The organism is Micromonospora sp. LOL_023 (assembly GCF_048060115.1).
GTDB lineage: Bacteria > Actinomycetota > Actinomycetes > Mycobacteriales > Micromonosporaceae > Micromonospora_E.
This window is the reverse complement of record NZ_JBHMIM010000002.1, coordinates 100,856-114,477: the sequence shown is the minus strand read 5'-3', so window position 1 is coordinate 114,477 and position 13,622 is coordinate 100,856. Positions and strand designations below refer to the sequence as shown.

Sequence of the window (13,622 nt, the reverse complement as noted above, 5' to 3'; positions counted from 1 at the left end):
ACCGGCGGTCGTGGGCAGCGCCTGCCGACACTAGCGGTGACCGCCGACGTTTTCAGGCCCGTTGCTGGATGCGGATCAGGTTGCCGGCGGGGTCGCGTACGGCGCAGTCACGCACCCCGTACGGCTGATCGGTCGGCTCCTGGACGATGTCGGCGTCGCCCGCCTGCAGCTTGTCGAAGGTGCCGGCCAGATCGGCCGTGGCCAGCAGAACACTGGCGTAGGTGCCCTTGGCCATCATCTCGGTGATGGTGCGACGCTCGTCGTCGGTGATGCCCGGGTCGGCTGCCGGCGGGTGCAGGACCACCGAGACGCCGGGCTGGCTGGTGGAGCCGATGGTGATCCAGCGCATCCCTTCGTATCCGACGTCGTTGCGGACCTCGAAGCCGAGCATGTCGCGGTAGAAGGCCAGCGAGGCCTCCGGGTCGGTGTGCGGCAGGAAACTGGCGTGAATGGTGATGTCCATGCAGCTCAGGCTAGTTGCGGCGGACAGACCCGCGCTTCTTGATTCCTGATCGGTCAGGCCCGCTGGCATTCCTGGTCGGTCAGGCCCGCTGACCGGCGTCAGGACGAGCCGGGCAGCATGGCGGGCGCGCCGACGCAGCCGCAGCACAGCACCCCGATCACGACCAGGGCGACCAGCGCGATCAGGTAGTTCGACCACATCCCGAACTTCGTCACGTCGGTGCCGTACCCGTCGTGGACCCGGTTCCGCCAGCCACCGAACCGGAACGACAGCGGATGCGCCGCGCCGGGATGGGCGACGACGGTCGTGGTGATCACCGGCAGGCCCATGACGTCGGTGTACCGGACGTCGCGCTGCCCCGCCGGCACCACCACGTGCCAGGTGCCCTCACCCGGGATCGGGACGTCTCGACCATCGACCTTGAACCTGCCGCCCGTGGTCGCCGGCACGAGATACGGCCCGCGGTTGACCGAGACCACCAGCACGGCACAGCCCGCCGGCGGCGTTACCGGATGCGGGTAGGCGACCAGCAGGGACACCGCACCGGGACCGGGCATCGGCGGGAAGCCGGGATGAGGGGGGTACGACACCACCACATCCTGGCACGCGCCGGCGCATCGATGCGCTGCCTGGGGACGCCGCCCGTAGGGGGCATCGCCTGGGGCCGACAGCGCAAGCGGGCGACCTCTGCGACGTGAAATGGGCGATCGAGCTACCTCTGTTTTCGCTATCATTCCCTATATGCATCTGAAATTTGGATGATAGGGAAGTAAGCGGTAGTTTGATGAGCATGGACTTGCTGGGACGCATCGACCCGCACCGGTGGGGTCGGCGATGAACGCGATCTACCGGTCCGAGGACGCCCACCGCGCTGTCGAGCAGCGGTACCGGACACTTCTGCGGCGCTGGCCGGTGCCGGCGACCGAATCGACGGTCTCCACCCGGTACGGCGACACGTTCGTCATCGTGAGTGGTCCCCGGGACGCCCCGCCGGTCGTCCTGCTGCACGGCGGCAGCTTCAACTCGGCGGCGTGGACAGGTGACGTCGCGACCTGGGCGCAGACCCACCGGGTGTACGCCGTGGACGTCATCGGTGAACCCGGACTCAGCGCACCGTCGCGACCTCCGCTCACCTCCGGCTGCTACGCCGAGTGGCTCGACGACGTGCTGGGCGCATTCGACATCGGTCAGTCGGCGTTCGTCGGTACCTCGCTGGGCGGCTGGCTGGCGCTCGACTACGCGCTGCGCCGACCGGAGCGGATCACCCGGCTCGCGTTGCTCGTACCCGGTGGCATCGGCCGCCAGAAGAACGGCGCGGTCATCGCGGCGCTCTTCCTCCTGCCGTTCGGGGCGTGGGGTCGGCGCGCCGCCGTCCGACTCGTACTCGGCCCGCCGCCGGCGGTGTCCGCCGTCGCAGCGGAGTCGGCGGAGCTGGCCGACTTCCTGCTGCTCATCCAGCGGAGCTACCGTCGACGCCGCGACCGGCTACCGATCTTCAGCGACGACCGACTGCGCCGCCTCGACGTGCCGCTGCTGGTCGTCGCCGGAGCGAAGGACCGGCTGCTGGACTCCCGGCAGACCGCCCGCCGGGTGCGACGACTGCTGCCGCGAGCGACCGTCGTCCTGCTGCCCGACACCGGGCACATCCCCATCGGCTACACCCGGACCGTCCAGCGGTTCCTGATCGGCGAGGACGCGCGCCAGGCAGGTGGATGATCGGGAATCGGCGGCGGTAGGCTGCGGAATCCGGTCCGGGACCGCGACGGAGGGATTGCCTTGCGTACGGATTTCGTCGTCCTCTTCGAACGGGCCGGCCGGCAGTTCTGCGACCTCGTCGCGCAGGTCGGTGACGGCCAGTGGAGCGCTCGGACGCCGTGCTCCGAATGGGACGTGCGAGCGCTGGTCGACCACGTGGTCCGCGGCAACGTCGCGGTGGTCCCGGTGCTCTGGTGCACAGCTGGGATCTGGCCCAGGCGATCGGCGTCGAGGACACCCTCGACCCGGTGATGGTCGAAGCCGCCCACGCGTTCGTCGAACCGGTGGCGGACTCCCTGCCGACGGGGTACTTCGCGACCGCACCGCAGCTGGGGGCGGACCCGGACCGCCAGACCCAACTGCTCGCCCTGCTGGGCCGGGACGCGCGGGCGTGGAACCGGCCCCGGTAGCCGTGGGAGGGACGCTGTGCCCTCAGCGCCGAACGGGCAACAGGTAGGAGCCGGCCCTGCCCGCCGTGAGGTTGGATAGAAAGCCGACCCGACCCCATTGGCGAACCTCAGCCCATGACGGGCCGGGACCCAATGATCGTCGAGCAAGGACACCGACCGGCGCTACAGGGACAACCGTCGGCTGCCGATGATGCCGTACAGCCGGCTCACGCTCAGCAGCCCGTCCGGGTTTCTCATGGTGTGCGACTTCTCTCGATCAGACGCAGCCGGCGTTCTCGCCGGTGCCCTCGCCGCGATGCGGTAGCCAGGTTCTGGTTCGGTCCCACCACTACAGAGCCGGTCGACACCGCATCGGCGGGACGTAGATCTCCGGGATCTCATTCATGATCCGCTGTACGGTCTCGGCAACGTCCAATGCCGTCGTGTCGATGCCGATGTAGCGGTAGCCGGCGTCGGATGCCTCGCGGATGGTCCGATCTTCCGGGATCAGATCGACCCGGTCACGCCACTGCTGTGTCGTCCGCTTCGCCCGGGTGAGCCGGCGCTGGTCGCGTACGGCTCGGTCGACCAGCAACTCGACCAGGAACACCGCCGTCTGGGGCGGCAGGAGCTGCCGGAACGCGCGATAGTCGTCGTAGTCGCGCAGGAAGCTGCCGGTGAGGACATTGACATAGCCGGCAGCCCAGAAGTTCGTCACCAGAGCTGCGATGTTGCGTCGGAGCAGATCGAAGAACCCGTCGTCCATTGGGCACGGGTTGGTCTGCCCGATGTCCTCTGCGTCGACCCGCGTGCCGTCAGTCGTGCAGGGGAGCAGCGCACGCAGGATCGTCGATTTGCCGGCGCCCTCCTCGCCGGTGACGAGGACGATGTTGTTGACCGCCGGGGCAGCCGGATCCGCTGATCGCTGCCTGGCCGGCAGGGGCGTCATCGGCGTACCTGGTCGGGGAGGGGCTCGCGGCGGGCCAGCCACTGCGCCGGGATCCCGCCCGGTCCGGAGCCGGTGTACGCGGCCACGACGCCACCGACGATCGCTGCGGTCGTGTCGACGTCACCGCCGGCCTCGATACAGGCGTGGATCGCCGCCGGGTAGTCGGCGAGCCGGGTGGCGGCGACCCACAACGCGAACGGAACGGTGTCGAAGGCCAGCACCTGCGACCCGTTGCCCAACTCGTACGCGGCCTCGGCGACGCTGACCCCCAGCAACCGTTTGGCCCGGACGATCCTCGCGTGCAGTCGGCCGTCGATCAGGTGGGCCAGCACCACGTCGAGCAGTTCGGCCGGCTCGGGCCGCGACCGGGTCAGCCGGGACCAGCCGGCTTCCGCCGCTGCGACGGCGACCGCCGCCGCGCCCAGGATCGCTTCGGGGTGGGCGTGGGTGACTTCCGCCGAACGCCAGGCCAGCAGAGCGGCGGTCCGGTTGTCGCCGGCGTGGAAGGCGCCGAGCGGGGCGACCCGCATCGCCGCGCCGTTGCCCATCGACCCCTGGCCGTCGAACGCCGCTGCGGCGGCCTCCCGCCAGGCGACACCCTGCCGGATCTGGCGCAGCAGGACCACCGCGCCGGCACCGTAGCCACGGTACGGCTCGAAGTGCTCGGCGAACCGGGCCGCCAGGTGGTCCTGGTCGATGCGGTCGTGCTCGCGCAACTCGGCGACGATCGAGCAGGCCATCTCGGTGTCGTCGGTCCACGGCCAGGGCCCGGCCGGCGGATCCCCGTCGAGCAACGCGGCAAGACTGCTGCCGGGGACGAAGAACTGGGCGCCGAGGGCATCACCGACGGAAAGCCCGTCAAGACTGTCGTAGCAGAGGTCGAGCGACGTCATGTTGATGCAGACTCTGCCAGTTGCGGCGGCGGTCCGGTAGCCCTGGCTGTCATCCGGTGCCCGTGGTGGCACGTCGACGGTCACCCCAGGTTCCTTTCCCGTACGGCGATGAGCAGTCGGTCGACGGCGGCCCGGTCAGGTTGGTCTGGTAGCGCGGTGCCGGCCGCCGCGTCGTCGAGCTCGGCCAGCAGGTCCGCCGCCCAGCGGGTGACCGCCGCCCACGGCAGCTCGCCGCGCCGGACCGCCAGCAGCCGGTCCCGCAACGGTCCCACGTCGACCAGGACCTGCCCGGTGCGCAGCACATGCGCACCGGCGGTCAGCAGCCGGATCATGTGCATGGCCTGCTTGTGGTTGGTCTCGCCGGTGCGTTCCCGGCGGGCCGCCACCCGGTCGAGCTGGTCGCGGGCGTAGCCGCCGTACGTCTGGGCGAGTCGCGTCGACAGGAACGCCTGCCGGGCCGCCACCAGCTGCTCGCCGTCCTCGCGCAGCGTCTCGACCAGCGGGGACCAGAGCACCTCCAGGACGGTCGGGTTGCCCTGCAGCGCCAGGGTGCAGAAGCGTTCGAACTCCCAGGAGAACTGCTCCGGCGCCGGCCCGTCGAGGTGGGTGGGCGGTTTGTCCAGCTGCCAGAACGCTCGGGTCGGGGCCACGTACACGCCGCGCCGGTCGTAGTCGGAGTCCGGCCCGTGCAGCCCGTACGCCCGGGATCCGACGACGACGGCGAGTACGGTGTGCCGCTCGACGAGCTCAACCACGCTCGGCAGGGTACTCCCGCTCAATAGAGCTGAAGGTAGATATAGCGGGTGTCGCCAGGGCCGGGGCGGCTGTGGCCGTCGGCGCGCCAGCCACGCTCGGCGTAGAAGCGCTGGGCCCGAACGTTGTGTTCCCACGCCTCCAGCACCCCACCGGTCCGACGGGTCCGCCGCAGGTACGCGATGAATGCGTCGTGCAGCAGCCCGCCGATCCCCCGACCCCAGCAGTCGGGAAGTACGTGGATCTGGTGCAGTTGGCCGACATGGGCCGGGTCGACGTGACCGGCGGCGGCGGGTCCCATCGCCGCGCAGCCGACGATCCGGCCATCGAGGACAGCGGCGACGGTGAACAGCTGCGGCGAGGTGACCGCGTTCGCCCAGGCGGCACGGCGTTCGGCGTACGCCTCGGGCGACGACAGCGACGGGTCGTCCGGGTCCAGCCCACCGGCCGCCGTGTAGTAGGCGGTGCGGGCCAGCGTGTGCACCTCGGTCAACTGATCGACATCGGCGAGAGTCGCCTCGCGTACGAGTGCCGGTGCGGGCTGGCGGTGGGGAAGGTCGACACCGTCAGGCGAGGTCATCCGGTGTCTTCTCTGGTCAGTCGGCGAAGGTGAGGCCGCGTTCGGCCAGTGCGGTGGCCAGGATGCCGACGGCCTTCTGACCGACTCCGTGCATGGCGCTGTTGGCGGGTCGTCCGATTGGCGGCAGGTCACGGCAGATGGCGAGTGCTCATCCGCCATGGTAGCGAGGCCGCGGCATTGCTGTGAGCCACTGGCCGACGGTGGAGAAGTCGGCATCGGTGAGGCCGAGCTGCGGGTCGACGCGGTGCAGTAGCGCCCTGCCGGGGTGATGCACTGCGACCCAGTGTCGGTCCAGGTCGGTGATCTCGTCGTCGAGCCAGACGAAGGTGCGCCCGGCCGCCCACCTGGTGAGGAACGCCGTCTTCCAGTGCACGCCACGCGGCGGCTCGTCGTCGGAGTCCGGCCACGGGACGACCGGCAGCTCAGGCAGGCCGAGTAGCGGCGAGATCACGTCGTTCGCCTCGGCCAGCCAGGTGGTCGCCCAGACGAGTTGGCAGTCGAGCGCCAGCAGCCGGCGGCCGTCGTCCGGATCGACCCGCTCCAGCAGCGGATTGCCGATCGAGTCACGATGAGCCGCACGGTGGGGCGAAGGTGACCGGCCGGTCGTGCGAGCGGCGAAGGGAATCAGCACTCCGTCGACGTCGAGGAAGACGTACGGGCGGTCGGCGGGCACGGGTGTCGGTCGTCGGAGGGGGTAGGCCGGTCGGGTCAGCGGCCGGACACCGTGGTGAGGAACGCCGTCCATGCGCCGGCGGGGAAGAGCAGCGCCGGGCCGTGCGGGTCCTTCGAGTCGCGTACGCCGATCGTGCCGCCGGCTAGCGCGGCCACCTCGACGCAGTTCGAGCCGCTGGCGCTGCTGCGGCTGCTTTTGCGCCAGTGAACGCGGGACAGTTCTGGTGCGGTCATCCCGCGTCTCCTCTGGCCGGTCGGGGTCAGTCGGGAAGCTCCTCTGCCGCCCGAGCCAGGAACCTGCCGGACTCGTCCGGGTCCATGGCCTTGGCGCGGAGGTGGTCGAACATGAGCTTATATCGCGCCACGTGGGCATCCTCCTCCAGCAGCAGGGTGTTCGCATCGTTCTCGATGTAGACGATGGGCGGGTCGAGGATCGGGTCGGCGTAGCCGAGGATGGTGAACGGGCCGGCCATGGCGGCGTGGGCGCCCGCCCCGAACGGCACGATCTGCAGCTCGATCGACGGCTGGGCGCAGGCATCGATGAGCCGGGTGAGCTGAGTGCGCATCACCTTCGGGCCACCGACGACCCGGCGGATCGCCGCCTCGTCGAGGACGATCCAGAGTCTCGGCGGCACATCCCGCGACAGCAGCGACTTGCGGGCGAGCCGGGCGGCGACCCGCCGGTCGATCTCGTCCGCGTCGGCGGTGCTGCGGCCGGCGTGGATGATGGCGCGGGCGTACTCCTCGGTCTGCAACAGTCCCGGCACGTACAGGCACTCGAAGCTGCTGATCGCGGTGGCCTCCGCCTCGAAGCCGACGTAGTCGTCGGGCAGTACGTCGCCGTACGCGCTCCACCAGCCCTTCTGCCGGGCCTGCTTGGCGAGCGCGGTCAACGACTCGCGGTCCTCGTCGGACGCCTCGTAAAGGCCCAGCATTTGCTCGGTGTCCTTGAGCGTTATCCGTGAGTGGCCGTGTTCGAGCCGGATGACCTTGGTGCGGTGCCAGCCCAAGCGGCGGGCGACCTCCTCGGCGGTCAGACCGGCCGAGTCGCGGAGCCGACGTCCGTACTCGATCGGGCTGACCTGTCCGAACCGGCGCGGGCCGCCGTCGCGCACGCCCTCGGACCCGACACCGGCCCGGCCGGGCACGCCGAAGCGCTGGTCAACCGCTACCTCAACGAGCGCGAGCGCCGCCGGCCGGTGGCGCAGACCAACGGCAGCGGCGACGGTCCGGGTGGGATCGGCAACCTGCCGGACTGGTTGCGGCACGATCGGCGTGGCCGGTACACGCTGCATCTGACCTTCGCCGCCGTCGACTTCGACACCGCGCGGGAGCAGGCCGTCGGGCGGCCGGGCTCGGCGGGCTCTGCTGGGGCGACGGCGACGCCGACAGTGCCGGCACCGGCGACGCTGACGGCGCACTGCCGTGACCGGCACCCCGGTCACGCCGCCGTACCCCCGGGTCGCGCCGTGCCGGCACTGCGGCCGGCCGGTGCTGCGCGACAACGACGGCGTCTGGATCCACGCCGACCTGTCGTACGTCTGCCGCGATCGGTGGGGTGGCATCACGGCCACCACCGCCGCACCCGAACCACCCGCCTGGTACGTCCAGCAACACTCTTCCGACCTGATCCCCTGAGGGGATTTTGATCCCGCTAGGGGATCACGCTCGAAGAGATGTCGGTGTCAGCGGTGGCCGGTAAGGGAAGTGGTGGGCAAGAGCTCACCGGTACGGGTCGCGGCCCGGCCCGCGTACGGCTGCGGTCGCGGCCTGGGCGATCTCGGCTGCCGCTCCGGCCGGGAGATAGACCCGGGTGGTCGCGTTGCCGTGTGGGGTCAGCAGGTCGGCGCGGGTCAGCGCCTGGATGTCGCGGATGGCCTGGTCGCGGCTGAGACCTTCGTCCTGTTGATACGTGGTCCGCCGTAGCTCGCCGGCGGCGGCGGCGTAGAGCGCCGAGACGACCCGTTCGGGCAGGCCCTGCTGCTCGGTGAGGCGTTCCAGATCCGTCCACAGTCGAACTGTCCACTCGTGGCGTCGTTTCACCCGTTGCGCCTGCCGATGATGCGCCGCCAGCACGAACCGCAGCCAGGGGTGGGCGTCGCGGTCGGGTTGGAAGCTGCCGTCCTGGGCGGATTGGAGTGCCGCGTAGTACTGGACGGTGTTGATCTGCTCGCCCAGCCACTCCTCGATCGAGGAGAACTCGGCGGCGAGTTCCCCGGTGCGGGCGAGCACCAGGGTGTGCAGGGCACGGGCGGTCCGGCCGTTGCCGTCGCGCCAGGGGTGGATGCCGACGAGGTTCAGGTGTGCCATCGCCGCTCGCGCGTACGCCGGCGCGTCGAGGTCGCCGTGGCGGAGCCATTCGGCCAGTTCGCCCATCAGCCCGGGGACCCGCTCCGCGTCCGGGCCGGTGTACACGGGCTCCAGCGGATCGGCACTGGTCACGAAGATCCCGCCGGTCCGGTAACGGCCGGGCCATCTCGCCGGCTGATACTTGGTGATCATGAAATGCAAGGTCGAGAGCAGCGTCTGCGAGTATTCGAAGAAGTCCAACCCAGGCGTCTGCTGCACGTACGTCATCGCGTCGCGGTAGCCGACGACCGCCTGGCGGACCTCGTCGCTGGTCTCCGCCGACATGGGTGCCTGCTCGACGAGCGCGCGAGCGTCCGAACCGCTGATCGTGATGTGCTCGATGGTGTTCGAGCCCTGGATCGCGGCGGCGAACAGGCTGCGCCGCAGTTGGCCTGCCCAGCGTGGGGTGGCACGCAGCTGCAGCCGCAGGTCGGCCCGCATCTGGTCCAACTCGTGCAGCACCCGCCGGTCGGCGGCGTCGAGCCGTGGCATCGCGTAGAGCATGCCACCATGCTACAAGGGTGGTAGCATTTGCGGGTCAGGGTAGCCAGCCGGGGCGGACCAGGCCGGCCTCGTACGCGAACACGACCAGCTGGGCGCGGTCCCGGGCACCGAGCTTCACCATCGCCCGCGACACATGCGTCTTCGCCGTCGCCGGGCTGACCACCAGCCGGGCGGCGATCTCGTCGTTGGACAGCCCGGTGCCGACCAACGCCACCACCTCCCGCTCCCGCTCGGTCAGCTCCGCCAATCGCCGAGGTGCGGCCGGAGTCGCGGTGCGGGCGGCGAACTGCTCGATCACCCGCCGGGTCACGCTCGGCGACAACAGGCCGTCCCCGGCGGCCACCACCCGTACCCCCTGGATCAGCTCGGCCGGCTGCGTGTTCTTCACCAGGAACCCGGCCGCCCCGGCGCGCAGCGCCTCTCCGACGTACTCGTCCAGCTCGAACGTGGTCAGCACGACGATCCGTACCTGGGACAGCCGCGGGTCGGCGGCGATCTGCCGGGTCGCGGTCAGCCCGTCCACGCCGGGCATCCGGATGTCCATCAGCACGACGTCCGGGCTGGTCTGCCGGGCCAGCCGGACCGCCTGCGCGCCGTCGCCGGCCTCACCGACGACCTCGATGTCTCCCTCGGCAGCCAGCAACGCCCGGAACCCGGCCCGGACCAGCACCTGATCGTCGACCAGCAACACCCGGATCACGACGCGACCTCCTCCGGCGACGGTTCAGGATCAAGCGGCAGGATGGCCCGTACCCGCCAACCGCCGCTGCCGTCCGGCGCCGGACCGGCGGTCAACTCGCCGCCCAGCGCGGCGGCCCGCTCCCGCATCCCGGTGATGCCGTTACCCGCCGGGGCGGCCGCACCGGGGGCCGCTGCCGGCCCCGGCACATCGGTGCCGTCGTCGTCGACCTGGATCACCAACGCATCCTGCCGGTAGGTGATGGTGACGCTGGCGGCGGCACGCGGGCCGGCGTGCCGGCGGACGTTGGTCAACGCCTCCTGCACGATCCGGTACGCCGCCCGGTCCACGGCGGCGGGCAGCGGCCGGACCGTACCGGCGATCACGGTCCGGGTCGCCACGGCGGCGTCGTCGGTCAGCTCACCGAGGCGGTCCAGCCCCGGCGCGGGCGCGCGCGGCGCGGTCTCGCCGCTCGGGTACAGCGTGTTGAGCACCGTCTGTACCTCGCGCAGTGCCTCGGCGCTGGACTGCGCGATCGCGTCGAGCGCCGCGCGCGCCTGTTCCGGATCGCGGTCCATCAGGTGCAGACCGACCCCCGCCCGTACGTTGATCAGCGACAGATGATGCCCGAGTACGTCGTGCAGTTCGGCGGCGATCAGCAGCCGCTGCTCGGTGGCCCGGCGGCGTTGCCGCTCCTCGGCGAGCCGACGCTCCTCCAGGATGCCGTCGCGGATCTTGCCGGCGATGACCGTGCCGATCTCGGTGACCACGCCGGTGCCGGCCAACAGTGCCAACGCCAGCAACGCCTGCCGCAGCGTCGCACCGTCGACCAGCACCCAACTGGCGTACGACCCGGCGACGGCCGCTGCCACCAGCAATCGGTGACCGGCGGCCGTCGCCGCCGACGCGGCGATCATCAGCGCCAGCAACGTCACCCCGACCGGCAAACCCAGCAGGTGGTACGCCAGGGTCGCGGCGAGCACGATCAGGAAATTGCGCCTCGGGAACCGGTGCCGGTCGGCCAGCGCCAGCCCGCTGAACACCAGCAGCGCGTACCCGATGATCCCGACGCCGCCGGACTGCCAGCCGGCGGCGATCGCGGTGCCGACCGGCTGCACGATCGCGGTCAGCACCGCCAGGCCCGGTCCGGGCCGCGACGTCGCTTCAGCGTCAGGGCTCGATCGGCTCATGTGCGCACTGTAGGCCGGTCGGCGTGCAGGGCGGCAGCCCCGACGGAGGCAGCCCGGCGTACGCCCGGCGGAGTAGATCGGCCGGGCCGCTGCCCCGCGGGGAGCAGGCGCGGTGTCGTCGCCGCGCCGACGCGCCACCCCGGCGCGCGCCGACATGCTGTGGCACAAGCGAACCCCCAGTGAGGAGATCCAGCGATGAAGGCGATGACGCAGGACCGGTACGGCTCACCCGACGTCCTGAAGTTGTGCGACGTCGACACCCCGACCCCCGGCGACGGCGAGGTGCTGGTGCGGGTGCAGGCCAGCTCGGTCAACGCGTACGACTGGCACATCATGCGCGGCGACCCGTACGTGGCCCGGTTGTCGTTCGGGCTGCGCCGGCCCGACGTCAAGGTCCTGGGCCGGGACTTCGCCGGCCGGGTCGAGGCCGTCGGCCCGGGAGTGACCCGATTCCGCCCCGGTGACGAGGTGTACGGCGAAACTGCCGCGACGTTCGCCGAGTACGCGATCGTCGCCGCGGACCTGGTCGAGCCGAAGCCGGCGAACCTGAGCTTCGCGCAGGCGGCGGCGATCCCGCTGGCCGGCAACACCGCGCTCATCTGCCTGCGCGATGGCGCCCGACTGCGCGCGGGGCAGCATGTCCTGATCAACGGTGCCTCCGGCGGGGTGGGCCTGTTCGCCGTGCAGTTGGCCAAGGCGTTCGGGGCGCAGGTGACCGGGGTGTGCCGGGCCGGCAACGTGGATCTGGTGCGCTCGGCCGGCGCGGACCACATCGTCGACTACACCCGCGAGGACTTCACCCGTCCCGATGCGGTCCAGGCTGGCCACCGCTACGACGTGCTGCTCGACCTGGTCGGGAACCGGTCGCTGGCCGACTGCCGGCGGGTGCTTACCCGGGACGGGACGCTGGTGTTGTGCGGTGGCGGGGTGTCGACCGGCGGCAGCCTGCTCGGGCCGTTGGCGCTGTTCATCCGGGCCCGGATGGTGGCCGGCTTCGTCCGGCAGCGCATCGTCGCACCGATGGCGGTGCGCAGCCGGGCCAATCTGGCGACGCTGCGGGAGCTGGCCGAGGCCGGCAAGCTGACGCCGATGATCGACCGGACGTTCCAGTTGAGCGAGGCGGCCGCCGCCATCCGGTACGTCGAGACCGAACACGCCCGCGCGAAGGTCGTCGTGACCGTATGATCCTGCGCCGCGGGTCGGACGGGGCAGCGGCGGTCGACCAGCCGGCATATGGTCGGGATCCATGCGACGAGGACATGACGATGCGGATGCGTGAGCTGCTGGCCGAGGCGGTGGCGGCCGGCCAGGTGGACGGACTGCACGCGGCGGTGGTGGTGCGCGGCGGCCAGACCCTGCTGGAGCGTTACGGCACCGGTGAGGACTTCTCCTGGGAGCACCCGCTGGGGCCGGTCGGCTTCGGCCCGACGACGCTGCACGACCTGCGGTCGGTCAGCAAGAGCGTCACCTGTCTGCTGTACGGCATCGCGCTCGGCGACGGGCTGGTGCCGGCCCCGGCGGAGCCGCTGCTGGGCGGGTTTCCCGAGTACCCGGACCTGGCGGCCGACCCGGATCGGGCCAGGCTGACCGTCGAGCACGCGCTGACCATGTCGCTCGGGCTGCAGTGGCGCGAGGACATCCCGTACGACAGTCCGGCGAACGGCGAGATCGCCATGGAGTTGGCCCCGGACCGCTACCGGTACGTCCTGGAGCGGCCGATCGTCGGCCCGCCCGGTGAGAACTGGGTCTACTGCGGTGGTGCCACGGCGCTGCTCGGCAAGCTGATCGCCGACGGTGCCGGGCAGCCCTTGCCGGCGTACGGCCGGGAGAAGTTGTTCGCGCCGATCGGCGTCGAGCGGTTCCAGTGGATGACGGGCGAGGACGGGGTGGCCTCGCCCTCGTCCGGCCTGCGGCTCAGCCCGCGCAGCCTGGCCCGGATCGGCGAACTGGTGCTGGCGAACGGGGCCTGCAACGGCCGGCAGATCGTCCCGGCCAGCTGGATCAGCGACATGCTCCAGCCGCGGCTACCGACCAGTTGGGGGGCCGAGTACGGCTACCACTGGTATCTCGAAACAGTCGCCGACCATCGGATGGCATCGGCGATGGGCAACGGCGGTCAGCGGGTGATGATCCTGCCCGACCTCGACCTCGTGGTCGCCGTGACCGCCGGCAACTATGACGACCCCGAGCAGTGGCGTACCCCGGTGGCGGTGTTGGAGCAGGTCGTCCTGCCGGCTCTGGCCGCGAGTTGACTCGCGTTGGTCGACTGTTCACCTTGGGCCCGGCGGCCATCGAGCTAATGTGGATCGGGCTCTGCGGCACGGCGACAAGCGTCTCGTCCACGGCTGTGTCTTCCTCCGGGATCGAAGCTGCTGCCGCCGCGCCGCCGCCGCTACCGGAGGTGCACGAACGTTGCGTCGAGATCCGCTAACGGGCGCTACGGGCT

At 71.0% G+C, this 13,622-nt stretch carries 18 protein-coding genes; 6 read left to right on the top strand and 12 right to left on the bottom strand.

The genetic code is table 11. The annotated features are described in order from the left end of the window. Positions 1–52 precede the first annotated feature (52 nt). Both ACFHVL_RS01660 and ACFHVL_RS01655 read right to left on the bottom strand, forming a co-directional pair. Positions 53–463 carry a VOC family protein gene (locus ACFHVL_RS01660; RefSeq protein ID WP_416624906.1) on the bottom strand — a complete coding sequence of 137 codons (411 nt, stop codon included), beginning with the start codon at positions 461–463 and terminating at the stop codon, positions 53–55. Positions 464–561: 98 nt separating this feature from the next. Beyond that, the gene (locus tag ACFHVL_RS01655; RefSeq protein ID WP_416624904.1) at positions 562–1,053 is read right to left on the bottom strand and encodes a hypothetical protein; all 492 of its coding nucleotides are present in this window, start codon (positions 1,051–1,053) and stop codon (positions 562–564) included. A 244-nt stretch (positions 1,054–1,297) separates the two neighbouring features. Here ACFHVL_RS01655 and ACFHVL_RS01650 point away from each other — a divergent pair, with 244 nt between their 5' ends. From ACFHVL_RS01650 to ACFHVL_RS01640, 3 genes are read left to right on the top strand one after another with little or no spacing between them, the layout of a single operon-like run. After that, positions 1,298–2,179: an alpha/beta fold hydrolase gene (locus tag ACFHVL_RS01650; RefSeq protein WP_416624903.1), complete on the top strand. Its 882-nt coding sequence runs from the start codon at positions 1,298–1,300 to the stop codon at positions 2,177–2,179. Positions 2,180–2,239: 60 nt separating this feature from the next. Further along, positions 2,240–2,470, top strand: coding sequence for a maleylpyruvate isomerase N-terminal domain-containing protein (locus tag ACFHVL_RS01645; RefSeq protein WP_416624902.1), 231 nt, complete (start codon positions 2,240–2,242; stop codon positions 2,468–2,470). After that, a complete protein-coding gene (locus tag ACFHVL_RS01640) occupies positions 2,413–2,628 on the top strand; it encodes a hypothetical protein (protein WP_416625073.1) in 216 nt (71 codons plus the stop codon). Before ACFHVL_RS01645 ends, ACFHVL_RS01640 begins: the two co-directional genes overlap by 58 nt. A 328-nt stretch (positions 2,629–2,956) precedes the next feature. Here ACFHVL_RS01640 and ACFHVL_RS01635 read toward each other — a convergent pair whose 3' ends face one another. The 7 genes from ACFHVL_RS01635 to ACFHVL_RS01605 form a co-directional block, all read right to left on the bottom strand. After that, positions 2,957–3,556: a hypothetical protein gene (locus tag ACFHVL_RS01635; RefSeq protein ID WP_416624900.1), complete on the bottom strand. Its 600-nt coding sequence runs from the start codon at positions 3,554–3,556 to the stop codon at positions 2,957–2,959. Next, a complete protein-coding gene (locus ACFHVL_RS01630) occupies positions 3,553–4,449 on the bottom strand; it encodes an ADP-ribosylglycohydrolase family protein (protein ID WP_416625061.1) in 897 nt (298 codons plus the stop codon). Before ACFHVL_RS01630 ends, ACFHVL_RS01635 begins: the two co-directional genes overlap by 4 nt. Before the next feature lie 80 nt (positions 4,450–4,529). Beyond that, positions 4,530–5,204, bottom strand: a complete 675-nt coding sequence (locus ACFHVL_RS01625) for a DNA polymerase beta superfamily protein (protein WP_416624899.1) — start codon at positions 5,202–5,204, stop codon at positions 4,530–4,532. A 20-nt stretch (positions 5,205–5,224) separates the two neighbouring features. Continuing rightward, positions 5,225–5,782, bottom strand: coding sequence for a GNAT family N-acetyltransferase (locus ACFHVL_RS01620; RefSeq protein ID WP_416624898.1), 558 nt, complete (start codon positions 5,780–5,782; stop codon positions 5,225–5,227). Between the two features lie 148 nt (positions 5,783–5,930). Continuing rightward, a complete protein-coding gene (locus tag ACFHVL_RS01615) occupies positions 5,931–6,455 on the bottom strand; it encodes an HAD domain-containing protein (RefSeq protein WP_416624896.1) in 525 nt (174 codons plus the stop codon). A gap of 35 nt (positions 6,456–6,490) precedes the next feature. After that, entirely contained in the window at positions 6,491–6,688 is a 198-nt protein-coding gene (locus tag ACFHVL_RS01610; RefSeq protein WP_416624894.1) for a DUF397 domain-containing protein, read from the bottom strand. 26 nt (positions 6,689–6,714) lie between these two features. Then, on the bottom strand, positions 6,715–7,749 hold the full coding sequence (locus ACFHVL_RS01605; protein ID WP_416624893.1) for a helix-turn-helix domain-containing protein: 1,035 nt from the start codon (positions 7,747–7,749) through the stop codon (positions 6,715–6,717). A 130-nt stretch (positions 7,750–7,879) separates the two neighbouring features. Here ACFHVL_RS01605 and ACFHVL_RS01600 point away from each other — a divergent pair, with 130 nt between their 5' ends. Further along, entirely contained in the window at positions 7,880–8,092 is a 213-nt protein-coding gene (locus tag ACFHVL_RS01600) for a hypothetical protein (protein ID WP_416624891.1), read from the top strand. 84 nt (positions 8,093–8,176) lie between these two features. Here the strand turns inward: ACFHVL_RS01600 and ACFHVL_RS01595 are convergent, their stop codons facing one another. The 3 genes from ACFHVL_RS01595 to ACFHVL_RS01585 are packed head-to-tail and all read right to left on the bottom strand — an operon-like array spanning position 8,177 to position 11,176. Beyond that, positions 8,177–9,307, bottom strand: a complete 1,131-nt coding sequence (locus ACFHVL_RS01595; RefSeq protein ID WP_416624889.1) for a Fic family protein — start codon at positions 9,305–9,307, stop codon at positions 8,177–8,179. A gap of 34 nt (positions 9,308–9,341) precedes the next feature. Further along, positions 9,342–10,007: a response regulator transcription factor gene (locus ACFHVL_RS01590; RefSeq protein WP_416624887.1), complete on the bottom strand. Its 666-nt coding sequence runs from the start codon at positions 10,005–10,007 to the stop codon at positions 9,342–9,344. Beyond that, positions 10,004–11,176, bottom strand: coding sequence for a sensor histidine kinase (locus ACFHVL_RS01585; RefSeq protein ID WP_416624885.1), 1,173 nt, complete (start codon positions 11,174–11,176; stop codon positions 10,004–10,006). Before ACFHVL_RS01585 ends, ACFHVL_RS01590 begins: the two co-directional genes overlap by 4 nt. A gap of 195 nt (positions 11,177–11,371) precedes the next feature. Here ACFHVL_RS01585 and ACFHVL_RS01580 point away from each other — a divergent pair, with 195 nt between their 5' ends. Both ACFHVL_RS01580 and ACFHVL_RS01575 read left to right on the top strand, forming a co-directional pair. After that, positions 11,372–12,361: an NAD(P)-dependent alcohol dehydrogenase gene (locus ACFHVL_RS01580; protein ID WP_416624883.1), complete on the top strand. Its 990-nt coding sequence runs from the start codon at positions 11,372–11,374 to the stop codon at positions 12,359–12,361. 80 nt (positions 12,362–12,441) lie between these two features. Continuing rightward, positions 12,442–13,428: a serine hydrolase domain-containing protein gene (locus tag ACFHVL_RS01575; RefSeq protein ID WP_416624881.1), complete on the top strand. Its 987-nt coding sequence runs from the start codon at positions 12,442–12,444 to the stop codon at positions 13,426–13,428. Positions 13,429–13,622: the final 194 nt, after the last annotated feature.

Coding starts and splice junctions, on each gene's coding strand:
- ACFHVL_RS01660 (WP_416624906.1), bottom strand. CDS start 463: ATGGACATCACCATTCACGCCAGTTTCCTGCCGCACACCGACCCGGAG.
- ACFHVL_RS01650 (WP_416624903.1), top strand. CDS start 1,298: ATGAACGCGATCTACCGGTCCGAGGACGCCCACCGCGCTGTCGAGCAG.
- ACFHVL_RS01635 (WP_416624900.1), bottom strand. CDS start 3,556: ATGACGCCCCTGCCGGCCAGGCAGCGATCAGCGGATCCGGCTGCCCCG.
- ACFHVL_RS01630 (WP_416625061.1), bottom strand. CDS start 4,449: ATGACGTCGCTCGACCTCTGCTACGACAGTCTTGACGGGCTTTCCGTC.
- ACFHVL_RS01620 (WP_416624898.1), bottom strand. CDS start 5,782: ATGACCTCGCCTGACGGTGTCGACCTTCCCCACCGCCAGCCCGCACCG.
- ACFHVL_RS01610 (WP_416624894.1), bottom strand. CDS start 6,688: ATGACCGCACCAGAACTGTCCCGCGTTCACTGGCGCAAAAGCAGCCGC.
- ACFHVL_RS01605 (WP_416624893.1), bottom strand. CDS start 7,749: ATGCAGCGTGTACCGGCCACGCCGATCGTGCCGCAACCAGTCCGGCAG.
- ACFHVL_RS01595 (WP_416624889.1), bottom strand. CDS start 9,307: ATGCTCTACGCGATGCCACGGCTCGACGCCGCCGACCGGCGGGTGCTG.
- ACFHVL_RS01585 (WP_416624885.1), bottom strand. CDS start 11,176: ATGAGCCGATCGAGCCCTGACGCTGAAGCGACGTCGCGGCCCGGACCG.
- ACFHVL_RS01580 (WP_416624883.1), top strand. CDS start 11,372: ATGAAGGCGATGACGCAGGACCGGTACGGCTCACCCGACGTCCTGAAG.
- ACFHVL_RS01575 (WP_416624881.1), top strand. CDS start 12,442: ATGCGGATGCGTGAGCTGCTGGCCGAGGCGGTGGCGGCCGGCCAGGTG.